The sequence below is a fragment of the Vibrio sp. 10N.261.46.A3 genome (assembly GCF_041472995.1).
In the GTDB taxonomy this organism is placed as follows: Bacteria; Pseudomonadota; Gammaproteobacteria; order Enterobacterales; family Vibrionaceae; genus Vibrio; species Vibrio coralliirubri.
The window spans coordinates 87972-110757 of the sequence record NZ_JBFRRH010000006.1 but is presented as its reverse complement, the minus strand read 5'-3'; the positions used below and the strand labels follow the sequence as shown (position 1 = coordinate 110757).

General features: G+C 46.4%; 16 protein-coding genes. 2 read left to right on the top strand and 14 right to left on the bottom strand.

Going from position 1 to position 22786, the window contains the following annotated elements; translation table 11 throughout:
* Nucleotides 1-113: 113 nt before the first annotated feature.
* Nucleotides 114-3545: a PAS-domain containing protein gene (locus AB4484_RS02315; RefSeq protein ID WP_372076241.1), complete on the top strand. Its 3432-nt coding sequence runs from the start codon at nt 114-116 to the stop codon at nt 3543-3545.
* Between the two features lie 74 nt (nt 3546-3619).
* On the opposite strand, the gene AB4484_RS02310 is transcribed toward AB4484_RS02315, so the two are convergent.
* The 4 genes from AB4484_RS02310 to AB4484_RS02295 form a co-directional block, all read right to left on the bottom strand.
* Complete coding sequence (locus AB4484_RS02310) at nt 3620-5005, bottom strand: class II fumarate hydratase (RefSeq protein ID WP_372076239.1); 1386 nt, start codon at nt 5003-5005, stop codon at nt 3620-3622.
* Between the two features lie 12 nt (nt 5006-5017).
* Nucleotides 5018-5404, bottom strand: a complete 387-nt coding sequence (locus tag AB4484_RS02305) for a hypothetical protein (protein ID WP_081090254.1) — start codon at nt 5402-5404, stop codon at nt 5018-5020.
* Nucleotides 5405-5604: 200 nt separating this feature from the next.
* Nucleotides 5605-7308 carry a sodium:solute symporter family protein gene (locus AB4484_RS02300; RefSeq protein WP_017062715.1) on the bottom strand — a complete coding sequence of 568 codons (1704 nt, stop codon included), beginning with the start codon at nt 7306-7308 and terminating at the stop codon, nt 5605-5607.
* 10 nt (nt 7309-7318) lie between these two features.
* Nucleotides 7319-7585, bottom strand: coding sequence for a DUF4212 domain-containing protein (locus tag AB4484_RS02295; protein ID WP_010435433.1), 267 nt, complete (start codon nt 7583-7585; stop codon nt 7319-7321).
* Between the two features lie 412 nt (nt 7586-7997).
* On the opposite strand from AB4484_RS02295, the gene AB4484_RS02290 reads away from it, so the two are divergent.
* Nucleotides 7998-9749: a potassium/proton antiporter gene (locus AB4484_RS02290; protein WP_050642908.1), complete on the top strand. Its 1752-nt coding sequence runs from the start codon at nt 7998-8000 to the stop codon at nt 9747-9749.
* Here the strand turns inward: AB4484_RS02290 and AB4484_RS02285 are convergent.
* The 10 genes from AB4484_RS02285 to AB4484_RS02240 form a co-directional block, all read right to left on the bottom strand.
* Nucleotides 9746-10375, bottom strand: a complete 630-nt coding sequence (locus AB4484_RS02285; protein ID WP_048605445.1) for a response regulator transcription factor — start codon at nt 10373-10375, stop codon at nt 9746-9748. The genes AB4484_RS02290 and AB4484_RS02285 overlap by 4 nt on opposite strands.
* A gap of 212 nt (nt 10376-10587) precedes the next feature.
* A complete protein-coding gene (locus AB4484_RS02280; protein WP_372076237.1) occupies nt 10588-12435 on the bottom strand; it encodes a protein-disulfide reductase DsbD in 1848 nt (615 codons plus the stop codon).
* A 175-nt stretch (nt 12436-12610) separates the two neighbouring features.
* On the bottom strand, nt 12611-13099 hold the full coding sequence (locus AB4484_RS02275; protein WP_017063664.1) for an arginine repressor: 489 nt from the start codon (nt 13097-13099) through the stop codon (nt 12611-12613).
* A 327-nt stretch (nt 13100-13426) separates the two neighbouring features.
* Nucleotides 13427-13891: an aspartate carbamoyltransferase regulatory subunit gene (gene pyrI, locus AB4484_RS02270; protein WP_048605441.1), complete on the bottom strand. Its 465-nt coding sequence runs from the start codon at nt 13889-13891 to the stop codon at nt 13427-13429.
* A 15-nt stretch (nt 13892-13906) separates the two neighbouring features.
* Complete coding sequence (pyrB, locus tag AB4484_RS02265) at nt 13907-14836, bottom strand: aspartate carbamoyltransferase (RefSeq protein WP_372076235.1); 930 nt, start codon at nt 14834-14836, stop codon at nt 13907-13909.
* Nucleotides 14837-15304: 468 nt separating this feature from the next.
* Nucleotides 15305-16315 carry an ornithine carbamoyltransferase gene (locus tag AB4484_RS02260; RefSeq protein ID WP_017063666.1) on the bottom strand — a complete coding sequence of 337 codons (1011 nt, stop codon included), beginning with the start codon at nt 16313-16315 and terminating at the stop codon, nt 15305-15307.
* A gap of 141 nt (nt 16316-16456) precedes the next feature.
* Nucleotides 16457-17368 (bottom strand): carbamate kinase, encoded by a 912-nt coding sequence (gene arcC, locus AB4484_RS02255; RefSeq protein ID WP_019821541.1) that lies wholly within the window; start codon nt 17366-17368, stop codon nt 16457-16459.
* A 72-nt stretch (nt 17369-17440) separates the two neighbouring features.
* Complete coding sequence (gene arcA / locus AB4484_RS02250) at nt 17441-18664, bottom strand: arginine deiminase (protein WP_017062724.1); 1224 nt, start codon at nt 18662-18664, stop codon at nt 17441-17443.
* Between the two features lie 795 nt (nt 18665-19459).
* Complete coding sequence (locus tag AB4484_RS02245) at nt 19460-20908, bottom strand: YfcC family protein (protein WP_372076233.1); 1449 nt, start codon at nt 20906-20908, stop codon at nt 19460-19462.
* A gap of 510 nt (nt 20909-21418) precedes the next feature.
* Nucleotides 21419-22726: an anaerobic C4-dicarboxylate transporter gene (locus tag AB4484_RS02240; RefSeq protein WP_017061168.1), complete on the bottom strand. Its 1308-nt coding sequence runs from the start codon at nt 22724-22726 to the stop codon at nt 21419-21421.
* Nucleotides 22727-22786 lie beyond the last annotated feature (60 nt).

Here is a 22786-nt window from a genome sequence, read left to right as displayed (position 1 = left end):
AGAGTCTAAAGCACAGAATTTAAGCGATGCGATTGAGTTAATCCCCCATCCTTAGTTAAATGAAACCTCTCCCTTATGGAGAGGTTTTTTTATGGATGAGAAAAGGGTTTTCAATGCAAGGATGGATAGTAATTCCAGTCTCTTTAGCCTACTTGGGCGTGTTATTTCTGATAGCTTGGTATGGAGACAGGCAAGTTCGTTGGCTATCGCGTTGGCGCCCGTGGATCTATAGCCTTTCGATTGCCGTGTATTGTACCTCTTGGACCTTCTATGGAACGGTCGGGCAGGCGAGCAATAACCCTTGGTCCTTTTTACCCATTTACCTCGCCCCGATTCTGGTCTTTACACTAGGCTGGCGGATCTTGGCGCGGCTGATCCTGATTGCAAAGCGGGAGCACATCACCTCCATTGCCGACTTTATCGCGGCTCGTTACGGAAAATCCCAGGGCTTAGCGGTGGCGGTGACCGTTATCGCCGTGGTCGGTATCCTTCCTTATATCGCTCTGCAACTGCGTGGTATCACCATGGGGTTGGATATTGTTGCGCCCAACCTAGCGGCTGACTTCGGCTATCAGGACTATCATGTGTCTTGGTTTGTGGTCGGTGCTTTGGCTATTTTTACCATGTTGTTTGGTACTAGGCACATTGATAACACGGAACATCACCGTGGCATGATGATGGCGGTGGCGTTTGAATCCATCGTTAAGCTCGCGGCATTCTTGATTGTTGGCCTGTTCATCATGTATCTGGCGATGAGCAGCGACAAAATCGACCTGCTTGATGTGGCGGCTTCCACCTACGAATCACCGAATATTCCGACCTTAATTATTCATACCGTTTTGACCATGTTGGCGATTGTCTGTCTGCCACGCCAGTTCCATACCATGGTGGTAGAGAACGAACGTCCTCAAGACCTGCATACCGCTCGCTGGTTGTTTCCGCTTTACCTGATTTTGATGGGACTGTTCGTGCTGCCAATTGCTTGGGCAGGGCAAGGGCTACTTACTGGCATGCCAGCGGATACCTACGTGATCAGCGTGCCAATGGCAGAAGGTGCGAATCACATTGCCTTGCTGGCTTTTCTTGGTGGTACGTCTGCGGCAAGTGGCATGGTGATAGTGTCGACCATCGCCTTGGCGATCATGGTGTCGAACGATTTAGTGATGCCACTGTTGCTGCGCCGTATGCGCCTAACCCAAAGGACCCATCGACATTTTTCTGGCCTGCTATTGGTGATTCGCCGCGGACTAATTTTACTGCTGTTATTGGGTGCTTGGCTGTTTTATCAGGCGCTCGATACCATCCATTCACTGTCAGCGATTGGCTTTCTTTCCTTTGCTGCGATTGCTCAATTCGCTCCCGCACTTATCGGTGGTTTGTACTGGCGCCCGGGTAACCGTAAGGGTGTGTATGTCGGCCTAATGGTTGGCTCGTTGATTTGGCTGATTACCCTAATGAGCCAAACCAGCATGTTGGCGGGCGATAGTGAAAGTAACCTTTTATTGTGGATTATCACGCCACCAGAGTTGCTCAGCAGCTGGGATATCAGCAGCTCAAACTGGGGAATTGTGCTGAGTATTGTGCTCAACACCTTGTGTTATGCCGTGGTTTCGGTGACGACTCGCCCAAGCCTAAGTGAGCGCTTACAATCGGCGGCATTTGTTGGCACGCCACTGCCTGAGAACGAGAATATCAGCCTCTATCAGAATCGCGTGACAGTCGCTGAATTAGAGATGCTGGCGTCGCGTTTTGTAGGCCGTAAGCGTGCCAAAAGTGCCTTACACAGCTACTGGCAACAACACGGTCAGCCGCTGCTTCCTAATCAACAAGCGCCTGCCAGTCTGATTCGACACGCAGAGCGCGTGCTCGCAGGTGTATTTGGTGCTTCGTCTGCTAAGTTAGTACTTACTTCCGCTTTGCAGGGAAGAAACATGCAGCTTGAAGAAGTCGCAACCATCGTGGATGAAGCTTCGGAACTGTACGACTTCAGCCGTGGTTTACTGCAAGGAGCGATTGAACATATTGGCCAAGGCATCGCAGTAATAGATAAACAAATGAGGCTGGTGGCGTGGAATCAACGTTACTTAGAGCTGTTTGAATTTCCTGCGGGTTTGATTCAGGTTGGGCGACCCATTTCCGATGTGATTCGCCATAATGCCGAACAGGGTTTGTGTGGTCCGGGTGACCCAGAAGATCACGTTCGTCGCCGTGTTTATCACCTTGAGCAAGGCACTCGACACACCTCTTCTCGTATTCGTCCTGATGGTCGAGTGATTGAGGTGCAAGGTAACCCAATGCCAAGTGGTGGTTTTGTGATGAGCTTTACCGACATCACGGTATTCCGACAAGCAGAGCAAGCCCTAAAAGATGCCAATGAAAGCTTGGAATCGAGAGTGCATGAGCGAACTCAAGAACTCGAAAAACTGAATCATCGCTTGGTAAAAGCCACGCAGATTTCGGATCAAGAGTCACAATCTAAGAGTCGTTTTCTAGCCGCGGTAAGCCACGATTTGATGCAACCGCTCAATGCCGCACGTCTATTTGCTTCGTCACTGTCTGAGGTAGCAAAAGAGCAAGAGGTGAAGCAACTGTCATCTCACATCGAGAGTGCACTTGGCGCCGCAGAAGATTTGATTGGCGACTTGCTGGATATCTCTCGATTGGAGTCCGGAAAGCTAGAAACCAACATTCACGCGATTGCCGTGCATGAGGTATTAACCAACTTAAATGCGGAATTTAGTGCCTTAGCGAGACAACAGAAAATTGAGTTTAAGATGATCCCATCGTCATTGTTCATTCACTCAGACCCTAAGCTGTTAAGGCGTGTGATTCAGAACTTTTTGACCAATGCGTTCCGCTATAACCCGGAAGGGAAAGTGGTACTGGGTGCGAGAAGAGTGAATGGACAAGTACGAATTGATGTGTGGGATAACGGAACCGGTATCGATGAAGACAAGCAACAAGAGATCTTTGAAGAGTTTACTCGTGGCAGCCAAGTGCGAGCCGATCAAGGATTGGGATTAGGGCTGGCTATCTCGAAAGGTATTGCTCATGTGCTTGGCCATCAAATTTCGATGCGTTCATGGCCGGGGCAAGGTAGTGTCTTTTCCATCACCTTGGCTCGCGCGGAAAAAGTGGCTCCAGTTGTGCAAACTTCGACGCCAATGGCGACCAGCGACATCGAACATCTCAAGATATTGTGTGTCGACAATGAACGAGAAATCTTAGTCGGCATGGAAAATCTGATTGGACGTTGGGGTTGTGAGGTTAAGACGGCGGTTGATCTGGTCGAAAGCTTGCAGTGCCTAGATGAGGGTTGGCTGCCAGATGTCATTTTCTCGGATTACCGTTTGGATAATGGCAGAACGGGTCTCGAAGTATTACAGCAGTGTCGCTTGCGCCTTGGAGATTCTTTTGAAGGTGTCATCATCAGTGCCGATAGAACCGATGACATGTTGGCAGCGATAAAGGCCAACAGCTTTAGCTTTATTGCCAAGCCAGTGAAACCGTTAAAACTCAGAGCGGTATTGAATCGCGTGAGTTAGTTTAATGAACTCTTAGATATTAAAAAGGCCTCAGCTGAGGCCTTTTTCGCTCGGTTATGGATGACCGATTTACTTTAACCCGCAATGCCACCTTGTGTCAGTGTGGTTGGATCAAGCAGTTTACTGAGCTCTTCTCGGCTAAGATCGGTTTCTCTTTCTGCGACATCCAGAATTGGTAAGCCTTCTTTATAGGCTTTCTTGGCAATATCAGCCGCCTTCAAGTAGCCAATCACAGGATTAAGTGCGGTCACTAGGATTGGGTTCTTTGACAAGGCTAAATCGAGGTTATCTTGGCGTACCGTGAAGGTCGCGATGGCTTTGTCCGCTAAAGCGACTGAGCTGTTTGCCAACAACTCAATGCTTTCTAGAACGTTATGAGCAATCACTGGCAGCATCACATTGAGTTGGAAGTTACCTGATTGTCCAGCTACGGTAATGGTGGTGTCGTTGCCAATGACTTGCGCCGCCGCCATAGCTGCAGCTTCTGGAATCACAGGGTTTACCTTGCCAGGCATGATCGATGAGCCTGGCTGTAGAGCCTGTAATTCAATTTCCCCTAAGCCAGCCAACGGCCCAGAGTTCATCCAACGAAGATCGTTTGAGATCTTCATGATCGCAACTGCTGCAGTTTTGAGCTGACCAGAGAGCGCAACGATCGCGTCTTGACTGCTGAGGTTAAAAAAGAAGTTTTCACTGGAGCTGAAACTGATCTTTGTCGATTGAGACAGGTTACTTGCAAATTTATCGGCAAAGCGTGGGTCAGCATTGATCCCTGTTCCAACCGCAGTACCACCTTGTGCTAGAGCCTTGATAGCGGGCAGGGCGTTCTCTATTGCTTGCTTAGCGTGTTCTATCTGGAACTTCCAGCCACCTAGCTCTTGAGCAAAGGTTATTGGCATTGCATCCATTAGGTGAGTACGGCCTGTTTTTACTACTTCAGCAAGCTCTTGCTGTTTAACGGTAAGTGCTTCAGAAAGGTGAGTTAGTGCTGGCAACAACTTGTTTTCTGCCATCAAAGCAACGCTCACTTGAATTGCGGTTGGCACCACATCGTTACTGCTTTGGCCCATGTTGACGTGATCATTGGGGTTCACGTCGCCTTGCAAGCTTCTTGAAGCAAGCGTAGCAATCACTTCATTGGCATTCATGTTGGAACTGGTACCTGAACCGGTTTGGTAAACATCGATCGGGAATTGATCGAGATGTTTGCCCTCAATTATCTCTTGGCTGGCTTCGGCTATCGCGTTGGCAATATCACCTTCTAGTAGACCTAACTGAGCATTGGTATCTGCCGCTGCCTGTTTAATTAACGCCAGTGCTTGAATAAAACTGGTCGGCATCTTGTGCGAGCTAAACGCGAAGTTATCTGCTGCACGCTGAGTTTGTGCTTGGTAAAGCGCATCGGCAGGGACTTTCACTTCGCCCAGGCTGTCTTTTTCAATCCGAAATTGTAGGGTCATGTTCTATCCTTGTTAGCCAAGTGGGGCTTGGACTTGTTGTAGTGTTTGGCTGAGATTCAAAAAACGCGCTTGGCCTTGCGGTTGCTGGCAGTAGTGGCGCTTCAAATAAAATAGTGGTGAGTGAATAGAGTCTAGGCAGATATGACGAAAGGCGAAACTGCGTTCAGGAGACTCAATCGCTTCAATCAAATGAAAGAAAACTTGGCGTAGATACAGCTCGCACAACAAGATGTTTTCTTGAGCGGCATGCTTTTCATAGTAAGCCGAAAGCGTGAGTGCACATTCGATATACTCTCGAATTACAAACGGCTCATGGCCTTGAACTTGTTCTAATGAAGCAAAGCGATCCTGTGCTTTGTAAAACCTCGAATAGAGAACCTGCTGCTCTTTCATCATCATCTGCATCTCTTTATTGGATGTTAATGATAATTATTATCATGTGTGATTTTAAAAACAACCCTTTGTTTCTCTTTTTATAAAGTGAGCAGAAAAAGAAAAAGCCGATACACGAAGTATCGGCTTTCTGGAGTCAGTACCTAATCCCTACAATGTAAGTACTGATTCATTTTTTGCTAAACATCTTTGTTTAGTGGTCGTGCTTAGTGGTCGTGAGCTTCACCTGCACCTTTCGGGTAACGGATGTTCTCAACCATATCTTGTACATCTTGTGGTACTTCAGCAGTTACTTTGTTTACAGCAATCGATACTACGAAGTTTAGACACATACCTAGCGTACCGATGCCTTCTGGGCTGATACCAAACCACCAGTTTTCAGGTGTGCTTGCTGCTGGGTTAATGAACTTGAAGTAGATGATGTAGCTTGCTGTGAAGGCAATACCTGACAACATACCTGCAATTGCGCCTTCCTTGTTCATCTTCTTGTAGAAGATACCTAGGATAATCGCTGGGAAGAAGGATGCTGCAGCTAAGCCGAAGGCAAACGCTACTACCTGTGCTACAAAGCCTGGTGGGTTAATACCCAAGTAACCGGCACCGACAATCGCGACCATGGCTGCCAGACGAGCGGCTAACAGCTCCTGCTTGTCGGTCATGTTTGGTCTGAAGCCTTTCTTCAACAAGTCATGTGAAATCGACGTTGAGATTACCAATAGTAGACCCGCGGCTGTTGATAGTGCGGCTGCTAGGCCACCGGCTGCAAGCAGTGCTACAACCCAGTTTGGTAGTTTCGCTAGCTCTGGAGAAGCCAGTACGATGATGTCACGGTTAATCTTCATCTCGTTGCGCTCATCGCCCGAGTAGAACATTTTGCCATCGCCGTTCTTATCTTCCCAACCTACTAGACCAGTGCTTTCCCAGTTTTTGTACCAGCTTGGTGCGTCTGCTGCTGCGACACCTTGCATGTCTGGGCCGTTGATTGTTTCGATCATGTTTACACGAGCGAATGCTGCAACGCCTGGTGCTGTTGTGTATAGCAATGAGATGAACAGTAGTGCCCAACCCGCTGAGATACGAGCATCACGTACTTTTGGTACCGTGAAGAAACGAATGATTACGTGTGGAAGACCCGCAGTACCGACCATTAGAGCCGCACAGATGAAGAATACATCTACCATGCTCTTGTTACCTTCGGTATAGGCGGTAAATCCGAGCTCTTCGGTCAGTCCATCCAGTTTATCAAGGAGGTAAACATCCGTGCCTGATAGCGTAGAGCCCATACCAACTTGTGGAAGTGGGTTACCTGTCATCATGATTGAGGTAAAGATTGCTGGAACAAGGAAGGCGAAAATGAGGACACAGAATTGAGCTACCTGCGTATAAGTGATGCCTTTCATGCCACCCAGTACTGCGTAGAAGAACACAATACCCATACCAATGATGATGCCTAGGTTAATATCAACTTCTAGGAAACGAGAGAATACAACGCCCACACCACGCATCTGGCCTGCAACGTACGTAAACGATACGAAGATTGCACAGAATACCGCTACCATACGTGCCGTTTTCGAGTAGTAACGCTCACCGATGAAATCAGGAACCGTAAACTGACCGAACTTACGTAGGTAAGGTGCTAAACATAGCGCAAGTAGTACATAACCACCTGTCCAACCCATTAGGTAAACCGCACCGTCATAACCAACGAATGAGATGATACCTGCCATTGAGATGAATGATGCTGCCGACATCCAGTCAGCGGCGGTCGCCATGCCGTTTGCTACTGGGTGTACACCACCGCCAGCAACGTAGAACTCACTAGTAGACCCTGCACGAGCCCAGATTGCGATGCCGATATATACCGCGAAAGTAATACCGACGAGAATAAACGTCCAAGTTTGAATATCCATGTTCTAGCCTCTAGTCTTCCTGTACGTTGTATTTTTTGTCGAGCGCATTCATGCGAACAACGTAAATAAATATCAGCGCCACGAAGGTGTATATCGAACCTTGCTGAGCGAACCAAAATCCTAGCTTGAACCCGCCAAACTGAACGGTATTGAGGGCATCCACAAATAAGATGCCAGCGCCGTAAGACACTGCAAACCAAACCGCGAGCAGTGTTCCCATAATTCCCAAGTTTTCCTTCCAGTAGGCTTGAGCATGTTCCGTAGATTCGAACGCCATTGCCTTCTCCTTTATTCCGTTTTCGTAGAAACCGTTTTGTAAATGGCTGTGTTAACGTAATGTTACGATTTAGAATGTAGCAAGGATAAGTAAAGGGATCTGTGCAACTTTAGTCGGGACACTATTAGCGCTAATTCACTGAAATATGGGCGTTGGAAGGCATAACCATAGAAAAATGTGATGTTACAATGTTGTTAAATTAGCCTAAGGTCTAACAAAAGCGCATGAATTAGTATGCGAGTCATAAAATTTAACAACTAAATGACCGAGAAACGGTATTTAGTCCTGCATATGACACGAAGCGAAACATAAGTTTGTTATAGTATCAGCGGCACTTTTACCGACCGCGCCTTGCTTAACGGCAGAAGATCAACATGCTTAAAGCTCGGGTTTTATTCTTTGGGGGGACGAATTGGACGCAATAACTATTAACCACTTATTTTTAACTGGTGCGGTGCTCATCGCTATCAGTGTGCTTTTTTCGCAAGTGTCCTCTCGCTTGGGCGTTCCTATTCTTTTGATCTTCCTTTTCGTTGGCATGCTAGCCGGTGAAGATGGACCCGGTGGCATTAATTTTGATGATTACTCACTCACTTACTTGGTGAGTAACCTTGCGCTTGCTGTGATCTTGCTTGATGGCGGTATGCGAACCAAGGTCGCGAGTTTTAAGGTCGCTTTTTGGCCGTCTCTCTCGCTCGCTACAATAGGCGTGGCATGTACCGCGACTCTCACTGGTTTAATGGCCGCGTGGCTGTTCGATTTGTCATTGATGCAGGGCATCTTGGTTGGCGCGATTGTGGGCTCGACCGATGCGGCTGCGGTATTTTCTTTGCTGAAAGGGCAGAGCCTCAATGAGCGTGTTGGCTCAACCCTAGAAATTGAATCAGGCACCAACGACCCAATGGCGGTGTTCCTGACGGTGACCTTAATTGCGCTGCTGGGCACGCCTGATGCTGAAATGGGGATGAACTTCCTACTGAAAAGCTTTGCGATGCAGTTTGGTATCGGCACCCTTGTCGGCATTGGCGGTGGTTGGCTTCTATGGAGTCTTATCAATCGAGTGCAACTGGCTGACGGCCTTTACTCTATTTTGGTGCTCAGTGGTGGTGTGGCGCTGTTTGCGTTCTCTAACATGCTTGGCGGCAGCGGTATCTTATCGATCTACCTTGTAGGCCTGTTCATTGGTAACCGCCCGACGCGCTCTCGACACTCTATTCTTAATGTTCTTGATGGCATGACGTGGCTAAGCCAGATCGTGATGTTCTTGGTGTTGGGTTTATTGGTGACGCCATCAACGCTGATGGACATTGCTCTGCCTGCGCTAGCACTGGCCTTCGGTATGATTTTGTTTGCTCGTCCGCTGTCGGTTTGGTTGGGTTTACTGCCGTTCAGAAGCTTTACCACCAAAGAACGCTGGTTTGTTTCTTGGGTAGGTTTGCGTGGTGCAGTACCGATCATTTTAGCGGTATTCCCGATGATGGCTGGCCTGCCTAATGCTCAGCTGTATTTCAATATCGCCTTCTTCGTGGTTATGGTTTCGCTGATTGTTCAAGGTGGTAGCTTAATGAAAGTCGCAAGACTCGCTCAAGTGACTTTACCACCGACGCCAACACCGATTTCTCGTACTGGTATGGAAATTTATCCGACCAGTGAGTGGGAGATGTTTGTTTACAAATTGAAAGACGAGAAGTGGTGTGTCGGCGAGCCGCTGAAGCGTTTATCTATGCCAGAAGGGACGCGCATTACAGCACTGTTTAGACAAGATGCGATGCTCCACCCATCAGGTAGCACTGTGTTGGAGGCGAACGATATCTTATGCGTGCTTGGCCAAGACAAAGATTTGGACAGCTTAAGTTCGTTGTTCAGTGAGGCGCCTCTAGCAGAAGAAGCGGCACGATTCTTTGGTGACTTCTTCTTGGATGTTGAGCTATCAGTTGCGGCAGTGAGTGATTGTTATGGTATTGAACTTGGCTCGGAAGAAGAGCGAGAAATGACGCTAAAACAATTGGTTGCTCAAGAGCTTGGCGCACACTCTGTATTGGGCGATAGCTTTGAGTGGCATGGCATTACTTGGGTAGTTGCAGAGATCGATGATCATAAAGTCGTCAGGTTGGGTTTATGTTTACCTAAGACGACTTTAGAAGAGGATATCAGTGAAGCTTAATTGTGGACTTCTTGTAGCAAGATAACCGCTTGAGTACGATTTTTCACATCCAGTTTACGGAAGATGGCTGTCATATGTGCTTTGATGGTCGCTTCCGAAACATTCAATTCATACGCGATTTGCTTATTAAGCAAGCCGTCAGAAAGCATCCCTAATACCTTGTATTGCTGAGGCGTCAGTGTGGAAATCTTTTCTGCAAGGTCGCTACACGCTGCATTATTAGTGATAAGCCCTTCAGGGAAGAACGGGTCGCCATTCAGCACTTGATTCAGTGCACTTACCAACTCACGCATATCACTCGACTTAGGAATAAAGCCAAAGGCACCGTGGCTCTTCACCTGAGTGACCACGCTAGCATCTTCACTGGCAGAGACCACCACAATCGGTAGATCAGGGTATTCAGCGCGAAGTTGAATTAAGCCTGACATGCCATTGGCACCCGGCATTTTCAGATCGAGCAGTAATAGATCCGGCTCATCTTCTTTCTTTAGCAGAGTCAGTAAGGCATCGAGAGAATCGGCCTCAAGCAGGTTCGCACCACTGATCGCCATATGAACTGACTGAAACAGGGCGTTGCGAAAGAGAGGGTGGTCATCAGCAATGATGATGGTATAGGTCGAGTCCATGACGTTCATACTTTTAACAATTTAGTTAATATTTATTATCATCCTGATTGAGTATGTGGACAATATCTATGCATTAAAAGTCTGAACCATATCGACTTTTATCCCCGGAATAAGAAAGCGTTACTCTGAATAGCAAAAAAGCCGCACTGCCATCTCGTTACAGAGGGGCGGTGCGGCTTTCGATTCGGCTTATATTTTAGTGAATATTGCCGTTATAGCTGGTGGTTTTGCATGTGTTCTAAGAATACATCGGCAGGCATAAAACCGGTTACACGAGCATTTGGAACATGGTTACCCTCGCCATCCCAGAACTCAATCGTCGGCAAGCCAAGTACTTGTAATTGTTTAAGCAGTTCAATGTCTTGAGGCATGTTTCTCGTTACATCTGCTTGTAGCAGTACAAAGTCAGACAGCTTGTTTTCCACATCAGCTTGATGGAAGGTGTACTTCTCGAACTCTTTACACGCTACACACCAATCGGCGTAGAAATCGAGCATCACAGGCTTACCGAGTTTTTTCGCTTCGATTAGCTGGATTTCTAACTCTTCAACCGTGTTGATGCGCGCAAATTGGATGTGCTGTTCTACCGTTACGCTCTTTTCTGCAAACCAGTAATTGAGCGCAGGTTGAGCTGATGCGAACAGGCCAAGCATCGCGATGATACCCACAGCGCTTTGCTTCCAGCCACCAAATGGCAGTGCATTCTTGCTGTGGTAAAGCCAACCAAAGGCGATGAAGCCAAGGCCAGACCAAAGCACGGTTGCCCACAATTCAGGAATGATTCGCTCTAGCAGGAAGATAGGCGCGGCAAGCAAGATAAAGCCGAATACGATCTTCACCTTGTCCATCCAGCTGCCTGCTTTAGGCAATAGCTTATTACCAAACACTGCCACTAAAATCAGCGGAATACCCATACCCATAGCCAACGCGTACAGAGCAATTGCACCGGTAAATAGGTCACCACTCTGAGCCACATACAGCAGCGCACCTGACAGTGGCGCCGTGGTACAAGGTGAACACACCAAGCCAGAGATAGCACCCATCGCGAATACGCCCAAGGTATTGCCACCTTGCTGCTTATTGCTTTGATTGTTGAGCCAAGTTTGAATGCTGCTTGGCAGCTGTAGGTTATAAACGCCAAACATCGACATTGCTAACGCCACGAATAGAACACTCAACGCAATTAATACGTAAGGGTGCTGCATAGCGGCTTGGAACTGCATGCCTGCTGAAGCAACCACTAAACCTAATAAGGTGTAGGTTAACGCCATGCCTTGCACGTAAATAAACGACAGCATTAACGCGCGACCTTGGCTGAGCTTGCCACCACCTAAAACGATACCCGTTAGAATCGGATACATAGGCAGCACACACGGCGTAAAGGCTAAACCAACACCGAGTGCTAAGAATAATAGAGGGGTCCACCAACTGTCACCGAGCTTATCCGCTAAGCCTACTTCTTTTGAAACAGGGGCATTTGGCTGTTGAGTCGTGTTACTTACAACGTCTGCTTTCGGAGATGTTGGTTGCGTAGAAACATCGGTCTCGTTGCTAGCAGAAGATGAAGCCTGTGAGTCACTACCTTGCGAATTAGCAGAACCTGTTGCTGTGAAAGGTTCAATGTCGATGACACGAATCTCTGGTGGGTAGCAGAACCCTGCGTCCGCACAGCCTTGATACTTAACGATCAGCTGTGAGCCATCTTGGTAACTCTGTAGAGGAACTTGCACGAATAAAGGTTGAGTATAAATGCTCACCTCACCGAAGAATTCATCTTGGTGTGGCTTACCATCTTCTAATTCAACATTACCGATAGCGAGATTTTTCCCGGTGAACGAAAGGCTATGTTGATAGAGGTAGTAGCCCTCTTTTACTTGCCAGTCGAGAAGGACTTTGTCGTCTTGCTGGTAGTAATTGAAAGGGAAAGCTTGGTCTACAGGGACAAAACCATTGTTATTGCCTCCGAAGCTTGGCTCGGCGTTGTCGTTTCCAAATAGCGCCCACGCAGGCTGGGTGAATAGGGAAACACAAACAAAAAGTAATGTGGCAAGTCGTCGCATACTATTTAGTCATCAAAATGGAGTTGAAGGTATCTTAACTCAATCAGACCGTAATAGTTTGCTATTAGTTTCATCGGCAAACAAATATCCCCTATGGCGGGATAGCGATTTTATTGGGTAATCGAGAGTGGATCTGCAATTCAACTTGAGTGACTTGCCCTTGTAAAAGAGACATTTAAGCAACACCCAAGCGTGCTTTTACGACTTGTTCGCAAGCATCAATATTCATCGTATCTTTTGGAATAATAAGCACAGTATCATTGCCGCCAACGGTGCCGATAATCTCGGTATGTGGGTCGATATCGACTAATCTTGCGACTAATTGTGCACAACCTGGATGAGTTTTTACGATGACCATCGCTTGGTTATGAGTGATGAATTCGATTTGCGATGAGATGGATGCATCGACACGAACCGGTGCACTTTCAACCGTGATGCAGTAAACCTTTTTACCGCAAGCATTCTGAATTTTGACAACGCCAAGCTGTGACAAAATACGAGATACGGTCGATTGGCTGATACCTGTATAGCCAATATCGACGAGTTTCTCTCGCAGTTGATTTTGGGTCGAGAAGCTTTGTTGTTGTAGTAAGCGTTTGCACGCTGCAGTCAGTGTTTTATCTTCAGCTGAATACAAGCAACCGTGCTCAGTGATTGGGTTCATGAACAACTCCTTAAGGTCAACATGTGGTTATCGCTTGTCCATAGCGCCGAGCGTACTCCCAAAGCCGTAGAGTACGATTGTTAAATAGGGCTTACCGATGAATCCCGAAATAAAGAGGGAAGGTATGCGTGATGTATGATCGTCTATCCATTGAGTCTACCACTAAAGGATAGTTATCTTTTTGAGGGGGATCACCAAATAAAATTCTAGTTAATTGCTTTTATTTTGGAGTTTTATTCTTTTGTTAAATGGATATTTATTCCAAGTTTGGCATAAATATCCATCGGTATTAGGGTGCTTTGGAGACCGTGATAATGGCGCTAAGGGTTAGCGAATTTCACTCATGATCTCGCGAGAGAATACTTTTTCACAGTAGTGACATTTTAGCTGCACGTTTTCCTGTTTTAGCTGCACTTTAAAGCTGCTTTCGACTGGCTCACCGTGTGAAATACAGTTGCTATTCGGGCAAGAGTAGACACTGTTGATTTGGTCTGGCAGCACTAATGTTAGCTTGTTCACCACCTTGTACTCTTCAATCTGATTGACCGTCGCTTGCGGGGCGTACAGAGCCAATTGGTTGGCTTGTTCCTTGGTCAGAAAGATGTTCTCAATCTTGATCAAATCTTTATGGCCAAGCGCTGACGATGGCAGATTTAATCCCATGGTGATGCGCTGCTCGGTCTTGTGCAATTTAAACAACTTGAGGATTTTGATCCCAAGGTGAGCAGGGATGTGGTCAATGACGCTGCCGTTACGAATGGCTTCTACTTGTAGCTGAGTTTGTTTAACCATGACTGTTTCTCCTGCTTATAAAGTGTCGTTTAGAACTAGGGCTAATAGGGCTTCGCGAGCATACACACCGTTTTCAGCTTGCTCGAAGTAGTAAGCGTGTGGTGTTTTATCTACGTCGGTGGTGATTTCATCGACACGTGGTAGTGGGTGAAGCACCTTCATGTTTTGGCGTGCATCTTTCAGGGTATCAGCCGTTAGAATGTAAGCCGATTTCATGTGCGCGTATTCTGACGCATCAAAGCGCTCTTTCTGTACGCGAGTCATGTACAGAACATCCAGTTCAGGCACCACTTCTTCAATGCTGTTGTGGGTGCTGTATTGGATGCCCATCTCTTCCAGCTCTTCACAGATGTAATCCGGCATCGCTAACACTTCTGGCGCGATAAAGAAGAAACGCACGTTGTTGAATTTTGATAGTGCTTGCGTCAATGAGTGCACGGTGCGGCCATATTTTAGGTCGCCAACAAATGCCACATTGAGGTTGTCGAGCGTGCCTTGCGTCTCGTAAATCGAGAACAGATCCAACAAGGTTTGCGTTGGGTGCTGATTGGCACCGTCGCCACCATTTACAATTGGTACACCGTTAGAGAACTCAGAGGCTAAACGTGCTGCGCCTTCTTGTGGGTGACGCATCACAAAGGCGTCAACGTAGGAAGAGATAACCTGCACTGAATCGGCAAGTGTTTCGCCTTTTTTCGCCAGCGATGTGTTACCGCCATTATCAAAACCGATGACCGTGCCTCCTAGGCGTTGAACTGCGGTTTCAAATGAAAGGCGAGTTCGAGTTGAAGGCTCAAAGAAGCAGCTCGCCACCACCTTATTTTTGAGCAGCTCTGGATTTGGCTCTGCTTTGAGTCTTGCGGCAGTATCGACGATAAGCTCCAGTTCATCACGAGAGAGCTCTGGAATGGAGATGATGTGCTTGTTAAATAACGAATGCGCCATAACGGGTCTTCCTTTTTCTATGCATACAGTCAAATTGCGGACAAAAAAAAGCCCCCTAAAAATAGGAGGCTTCGAAACGATCAAAAGAGCAAAATAAAAATGACACCAACGCCACTCTTTGGCGTGTAGTTTGACAATTATGTGCGACAGAATTGCGGTTCATTTTTTGCTCTCTTTAGACAAATTGCGGAGGATTATACTCAGATAAAAAGGCCATGCAATACTTTCTATAAAGTATTCATTTAATGGATTTTTATGCGAAACCACACCCATTTTTAGCTTCCATTTAAGCCTTTGTTGGAACTGAGAATCTCAGGCTTTTTCAGGTAATAATCTTTTCTAGTACGTGAAAAAAAATGCGGGTTTTATCCAAGGTCAAAATCCCAAGAACGCCACCCGCATTTCCCTGTTATTGCACTTAGCTTGTCAATTTATTGCGAACAAGTGCGTGCTTAACTTTTTAATTTATTAGCTGCCTAGTGTCGCAACCATTACTGCTTTGATGGTGTGCATGCGGTTTTCTGCTTCATCGAACACGATTGAGTATTCAGACTCGACCACTTCATCCGTTACTTCTACGCCATCTTTAAGCTGCGGATATTCAGCAGCAAGTTGTTTGCCGACTGTTGTATCTTCGCCGTGGAAAGCCGGTAGGCAGTGCATGAATTTCACATGTGGGTTGCCTGTTGCTTTGATCATTTCCATGTTCACTTGGTAAGGCATCATTAGGTTGATACGCTCAGCCCACGCTTCTTTTGCTTCGCCCATCGATACCCAAACGTCGGTGTATAGGAAGTCACAACCTTGCACGCCTTCTTGAACATCTTCTGTTAGCGTGATTTTGCCGCCAGTGTGTTCTGCGATTTCACGACATTGAGCCAGTAGCTCTTCTTGTGGCCAGAATTGTTTTGGAGCAACAAGGCGAATGTCCATACCCATTTTCGCAGCGCCAACCATTAGAGAGTTACCCATGTTGTTGCGAGCATCACCTAGGTAAGCAAAGCTGATTTCATGCAGTTGTTTACCACGGCCGTATTCCGTCATGGTTAGGAAGTCAGCTAGGATTTGTGTTGGGTGGAATTCGTCAGTCAGACCATTCCATACTGGAACTCCAGCGTAAGCGCCGAGCTCTTCAACGATTTCTTGACCGAAGCCGCGGTATTCAATGCCATCGTACATACGGCCTAGAACGCGAGCGGTATCTTTCATTGATTCTTTGTGGCCAATTTGAGAGCCAGATGGGCCTAAGTAAGATACTCGAGCGCCTTGGTCGAATGCGGCAACTTCAAATGCGCAGCGAGTACGAGTTGAGGTTTTCTCAAAGATAAGCGCAATGTTTTTGCCAGTCAGTGTTGGCTGTTCGTAACCGTTGTACTTCGCTTTTTTTAGCTCCATAGAAAGATCTAACAAGTGTTGAATTTCGCGTGGAGTGAAATCTAGTAGTTTTAGGAAGTTACGATTGCGTAGGTTAAAAGCCATGATGTATTCCTTCTTAGATTTAGGCGCTTTCTTGTTACAGGGAAAGAAAATTCAAGAAAGCGCGATTCAATTTTTGTGTATTAATTTCAGTTCAAACGGTGATTCAGTTTTCTCGCAAGGTTTGAAAAGCTCGCGAGTAGATTAATCTTTGGTGATGTTGGTGCCCGCCAAGCCTTGCAGGATTTGCAAACCATCTTCGAGTGCGCCAATACCGACGACCTTGCCGCCTTGCTGAATGAATTCGCACGATGCTTCAATTTTTGGCCCCATTGAGCCTGCATCAAATTCGAATTGCGCCAGTTCACTTGGTGTGGTGCTGCGCAGTGCGTGTTGAGTCGGTTTGCCCCAATCAAGATAAACAGCGTCCGCGTCGGTCAAGATAAGCAGTGCATCCGCATCCAGTTGTTTCGCCAAGAAAGCCGCTGACATGTCTTTGTCGATAACCGCTTCAACACCGACTAATTTGCCGTTCTCTTTTTTCACTGGGATGCCGCCGCCGCCAGTACAAATTACGAGGTGGCCTGCATCGATAAGTTGGGTGATCGCTTCGTGCTCAACAATGCCAGTAGGGCGTGGGCTTGGCACAACGCGACGGAAGTGTTGGCCGTCTGGTTTGACGATCCAGTGGAATTTCTCCGCCAACTCACGCGCTTCTGCTTCTTCGTAGATCGGGCCAATCGGCTTGGTTGGATCTGCGAATGCAGGATCGTTTGGATCAACAGTCATTTGCGTCAACATGCACGAGATGTTGCGGTTTGGTAGATAGTTCTTGAACTCTTGCATCAGCATGTAGCCGATCATGCCTTGAGTCTCACTGCCCAATACATCTAGCGGATATGGATTTACTTTTTTGTATTCCAAACCTTGCAGCGCCAGTAGACCAACTTGTGGGCCATTACCGTGTACTAGAACCACGTTGTACACTTTCGCGATTTCAGAGATGGTTTTAACCGCTGTTTCAATATTACGGCGTTGAACATCGGCTTCTAACGGCTCACCGCGACGAAGTAGGGCGTTACCGCCGAGTGCAACAACAACAGTTTGCTTAGTCATAATTGTGTTCTCTCATTTTGGCCAAGCTGAGATTGTTTAAGATCATTCAACTTGGCCGTTTCGTCTTAGTGATTAGATACCATCACGCTCAATTGGGCAGCTCATGCAGCGTGCGCCACCGCGACCGCGGCCAAGTTCATCTCCAGGGATAGGAAGAACTGTGATGCCTGCTTTGTCGTATTTTTCATTGGTGTAGGTGTTGCCTTCGTAGCCAATCACGACGCCAGGTTTAACCGTTAGAACATTGTTTGCATCGTTCCACTGCTCACGCTCTGCATGGAAGTTGTCACCACCGGTCGTGATTAGGTTTAGCTTGTCTACGCCAAGTGCTTTTTCGATAGCCGTTACGAAGTAGCCTTCTTCTTTCACTTTCACTGCGCCAGACTCATCGCCAGTTAGGTTCCAGCACTGCACGTCTTTACTCACCACTTCAGGGTATACAGAGAATGTATCTTCGTTCATGTGCGTCATCACGGTGTCTAAGTGCATGCAAGAGCGGTGTTTCGGTAGTTGCATTGCGATAACTTGTTTCGCTTGACCGTGTTTGAATAGGCTAGACGCTAAGTGCTCAACACCTTGTGCTGTTGTACGCTCAGACATACCGATAAGAACCGTGCCACGACCGATTACAAGAACGTCACCGCCTTCAATCGTTGAGTTGTCGTAGCTGATGTTTTCTTCATCGCCGAAGTATTTAATGAAGTCTTGGCCTGCGAATGTTGGGTGCCAGCGGTAAATAGCGCGAACGTGGTTGGTTTCACGTTGACGAGCTGGTTTCGCCATCGGGTTGATGGATACGCCACCGTATACCCAGCAAGATGTGTCACGAGTAAATAGGTGGTTTGGTAGCGGTTCGATAATGAAGTCGGTTGGTGCGTGCATGCCTTGCATCATTGAAGATGATTTCATTGGCATCTCAGCGTAAGACAGACCACCCGTTAGGATTTTCGCTAGCTCTAGGTTTGGTAAGTCGCCCAAGTAGCAGCGCACGTCGTTAGCAAACGTTTTGCCTAAGCGGTAATCAGAAACTTGATGGTTCAAAAGCCAATCTTTCGCTTCTGGCACTGCTAGCGTGTCTGCTAGTAGGTCAGTAAGAAGAAGAACTTCAACACCTTGATCACGTAGCGTTTGAGTAAATGCGTCATGCTCTTTACCTGCACGCTCAACAGCCAGTACGTCATCAAATAGTAAATCGTGACAGTTAGAGGGTGTTAGGTGAGTCAGTGCGCGTCTTGGACGGTGAACTAGAACGCGGCGTAATTGACCTATTTCAGAACCTACATAGAACTTACTCATGATCGTCTCTCTCTTATATATTTGAATTACTTTTATCGCTAAGAGTAATTATTTATTTTCAGTTGAGAAGAATGAATTATTTATTCATATCTCTTGTCTGGAATTAATATTACGCCTGCTAGTCAGGTATTCTTAGAGATCTATCACAAATCGTTTTTTATCCCGTAGCCCTTTAAAATTAAGGGTTTTAACAAACTTTATGCACTTTCAGTCATGACTAATACATTCTAAATAGTTAGCGGTTAGGGAACTTTATGCACGCTTTTTTGACGAAACTTACTAGAATCTAATTTGCGAGGGATTATATGCAGAATAGTTTTATTGATAAAAGTGTACTTAGCTTGGAAGTATGCAGTGTTTTTATTTAGATATTTAATTTTGGATGTGGAATTAATTATTTATTAACAAAGTAAATGCGAATAAAGCTGTTGCGATCACATTTTAAAACCGGCTGTTTAAGTGTGTTTTTTGATAAAAAAGGGCATTAACCCTCGTCTATTTATTAGGCCATAAATTACTTTAAATATAATTAACGCTAATAAGTGACTAACTATTTGTTTAAACATCATGGTTGAAAATAGAGTGTTATTTCATCAAGAAAATTAGATGTTTAAAAGTAGGATTGATTCTTCTATTGCGAGTGCTTTGAGTTTGGCTACGAACAGAAGAACCTTGAATATGACGTGTATGGCTTTGAGGAGGTGTTTCAGTAGCAGAGGGTTACATTGAGAGGGAGCAATAAAAAAGCCGCTGTGAGAAGCGGCTTTGAATGAGATAGGTGTGAAGTGCTGTTAGTTAGATAAGCGCACCAATACTCAGCACAACGATGCAGAACACCATCAAGATACCGATTAATGGCATTACCCATTTAACCCAGCGTACATAAGGGACGCGAGCAATCGCCAAGCCACCCATCACCACCGCAGAGGTCGGTGTGATTAGGTTCACCAAGCCAGATGCTGATTGGTACGCAGTGATAACCAGGTCACGACCTACACCGGCAAAGTCAGCCAATGGTGCCATGATTGGCATAGTCAGTACCGCTAAGCCAGAGGTCGATGGCACTAAGAACGACAGTAGAATCTCTAAGAAGAACATCACGTTAATGAAGATAACTGAAGAAAGCCCCGTTACCATTTGTTCTGCAGAGAACAGAATGGTATCGGTGATCATACCGCGGTCCATCACCACCACGATACCACGTGCAATACCTATGATAAGCGCAACGCCAAGTAGGTCGCGGGCACCATCAATGAAGCTGGTGGTAAACTCTTCTTCGCTCATGCGAGCCACAATACCAACGATGATGGTTGCTGCTAGGAACATCGCTGAGATTTCAGCCATCCACCATCCAGCAACGGATACACCGTAAATCATTACAGCGAACGAGCCACCAAAAATGGTCAGAATCAGTTTGCGAGTCGCGGTGAATTCAAGTTTTTCGCCGCCCGCATTACCTAAGAAGTGCGCTTTGTTCTCTTCGTATTTGTCGTAGACAATTGATGTTTTTGGATCGGCTTGAACCATTCTTGCGTAACGCATCACGTAGGCAACACAAATACCCCAACCAATAATCAACATCGCAATGCGCAACACGATACCGTCTGTAAATGGAATACCAGAGGCGTTGGCAGCGATCACGGTTGCGAATGGGTTAATCGTTGAACCCAGCACCCCAATACCTGCACCAAGCAGTACGGTCGCAGCGGCAACAAGAGGGTCAAAGCGAGCTGCCATCATTACTGGCACTAGCAATGTATAGAAGGGCAGTGATTCTTCGGCCATGCCGTAGACGGTACCACCTGCGGCAAACAGCGCCATCAGTATTGGTATCATCAACTCTTCTCGCCCTTCTAAGCGGGCGGTGACGCGCTCGATACCGGCATCAATGGCACCCGTTTTGGTTACTAGCCCTAAGAAGCCACCAATGATTAAGATGAACAGCGAAACGTCGATAGCCGCCGCTTCATAGCTATTGTGGTCATAGAAGCCGTCAATAGGCGCGAGCAGTACATCAATCACGCCTTGAGGGTTACCTTCTACCGCTTGATAGGTTCCGGTTACGGGTACTTCTCGGCCTAGCTCTTCATTCATTGCACGGTCGTATTGGCCTGCTGGAACAATCCAGGTAAGCAGTGCGACGAACGCAATCAGAATAAATAGAATGGTGTAGGCAGAAGGGAATTTAAAGTTGGCAAAGAAGCCGCCCTTTTTTTTCTCGCTTGGTATCGTTTGAGTTGTCATGGCTATCTCCTTACATCATCTTAAATAGAAGTGATGTGAATTAGCGACTAATGATTTATAGATTGTAAATACACGGACACTTATAAAGCACTCAACGATATAAAGTTGCTGACTTTAAATTAAGGTTGTTTTTATATTTACTAATCCAAATGAAGTTAGATTTAATTTAGCTGCGGTTATTTTATTCCTTACTCCGGTATTTAAGTTTGGTGCTGTTCACAAAAATAATGGCTAATGAAAGGGCTAAAAAATGGCAGGAAATCGTCAAGGTTTTTTGGTTAGTTAGCTTGGATTAATATTCGTTGTGGATTAACTGGAAGTGGAAGGAGATTGATCTGGTAGGTGTTGTTTATGATTAGGCAGAATAATCTTGGAATTTTATTCAAACTTTATTTTTAGGCGGTTTTTAAAGTTTATAATGGTTATTTGATGCGTATCAAATAACACATTGAGCAGAAAACAAAAAAGGAAGCCGAAGCTTCCTTTTAAATGTTCAATCACCAGCGAATGTTAGATAAACAGACCGCCGAATGCGAAGCCTAGTGCTACCGCAGTACTGATTGTTACCACACCTGGAATGAAGAATGGGTGGTTGAATACGTAGTTACCGATACGCGTTGAGCCTGTGTCGTCCATCTCAACCGCTGCTAGTAGCGTAGGGTAAGTTGGAAGTACGAACAGCGCACTTACCGCAGCAAAAGAAGCAACGGCTGTTAGTGGTGCTACGCCAATCGCTAGTGCTGCAGGCATCAGTGCAACTGTTGTTGCGCCTTGAGAGTAAAGCAGCATAGAAGCGAAGAACAGAACAAGAGCCAGCATCCATGGGTAGTCAGCCAGTAGAGCGCCTGCTACGTCTTTGATTTCAGCAACGTGTGCGTTTACAAACGTTGAACCTAACCAAGCCACACCAAGTACACATACACATGCCGTCATACCAGAACGGAACGTTGGTGCTGAAGAAATCTTCGCTGCATCAATCTTAGTGAACATCACGATAGCCGCTGCTGCTGCCAGCATTACAGACATGATCGCTTCGTTACGACCTAGCGCCGGGTTTTCAATTAGGCCAACAGAGCTAGAGATAGCCGCTGCGTAACAAACCACGAAACCAATTGCAGCTAGGAAGATGTACGTTGCTTTCTTCGCTGTAGGTAGAATTTCGCGTTTCTCTTCTGTTGCTAGCTTGATTAGACCTTTCTCTAGACGTTCTTGATAAACAGGATCGTCTTTCAATTCGCTACCCATGTAGTTAGCAACAACCGCACCAACCATACAAGCGATGAAGGTTGTTGGGATACAAACCATCAGTAGCGTTAGATAATCAACACCGAACGGTGCCAGCATTGCCGCGAAAGCCACAACCGCTGCCGAGATTGGCGAAGCCGTGATAGCGATTTGAGAAGCGACAACTGCGATAGACAGTGGACGAGAAGGACGTACGCCTTGGCCTTTCGCTACTTCTGCAATAACAGGCAGTGTAGAGAATGCTGTGTGACCAGTACCTGCCATTAGTGTCATTACAAAGGTCACAATTGGCGCATAAAAGGTGATGCGTTCAGGGTGCTTACGCAAAAAGTTTTCTGCAATTTGCACCAACCAGTCCATACCGCCAGCAACCTGCATTGCAGCAATTGCGGTGATTACCGACATGATGATCAAGATTACATCGATCGGGATAAAAGATTGGCTTGTTGGAACACCAAGAATAAGTGAAAGGGCAATAACACCAGCACCACCGGCAAAACCGATGCCGATACCGCCAATTCTGGCCCCCAAAAAGATAAAGAGCAGGACGACAAATAGTTCTACTGCAATCATAAGTAACACCTCATTTAGATTTTATTATGTGAACATTCGCCGCTGGAATGTTCACATAAT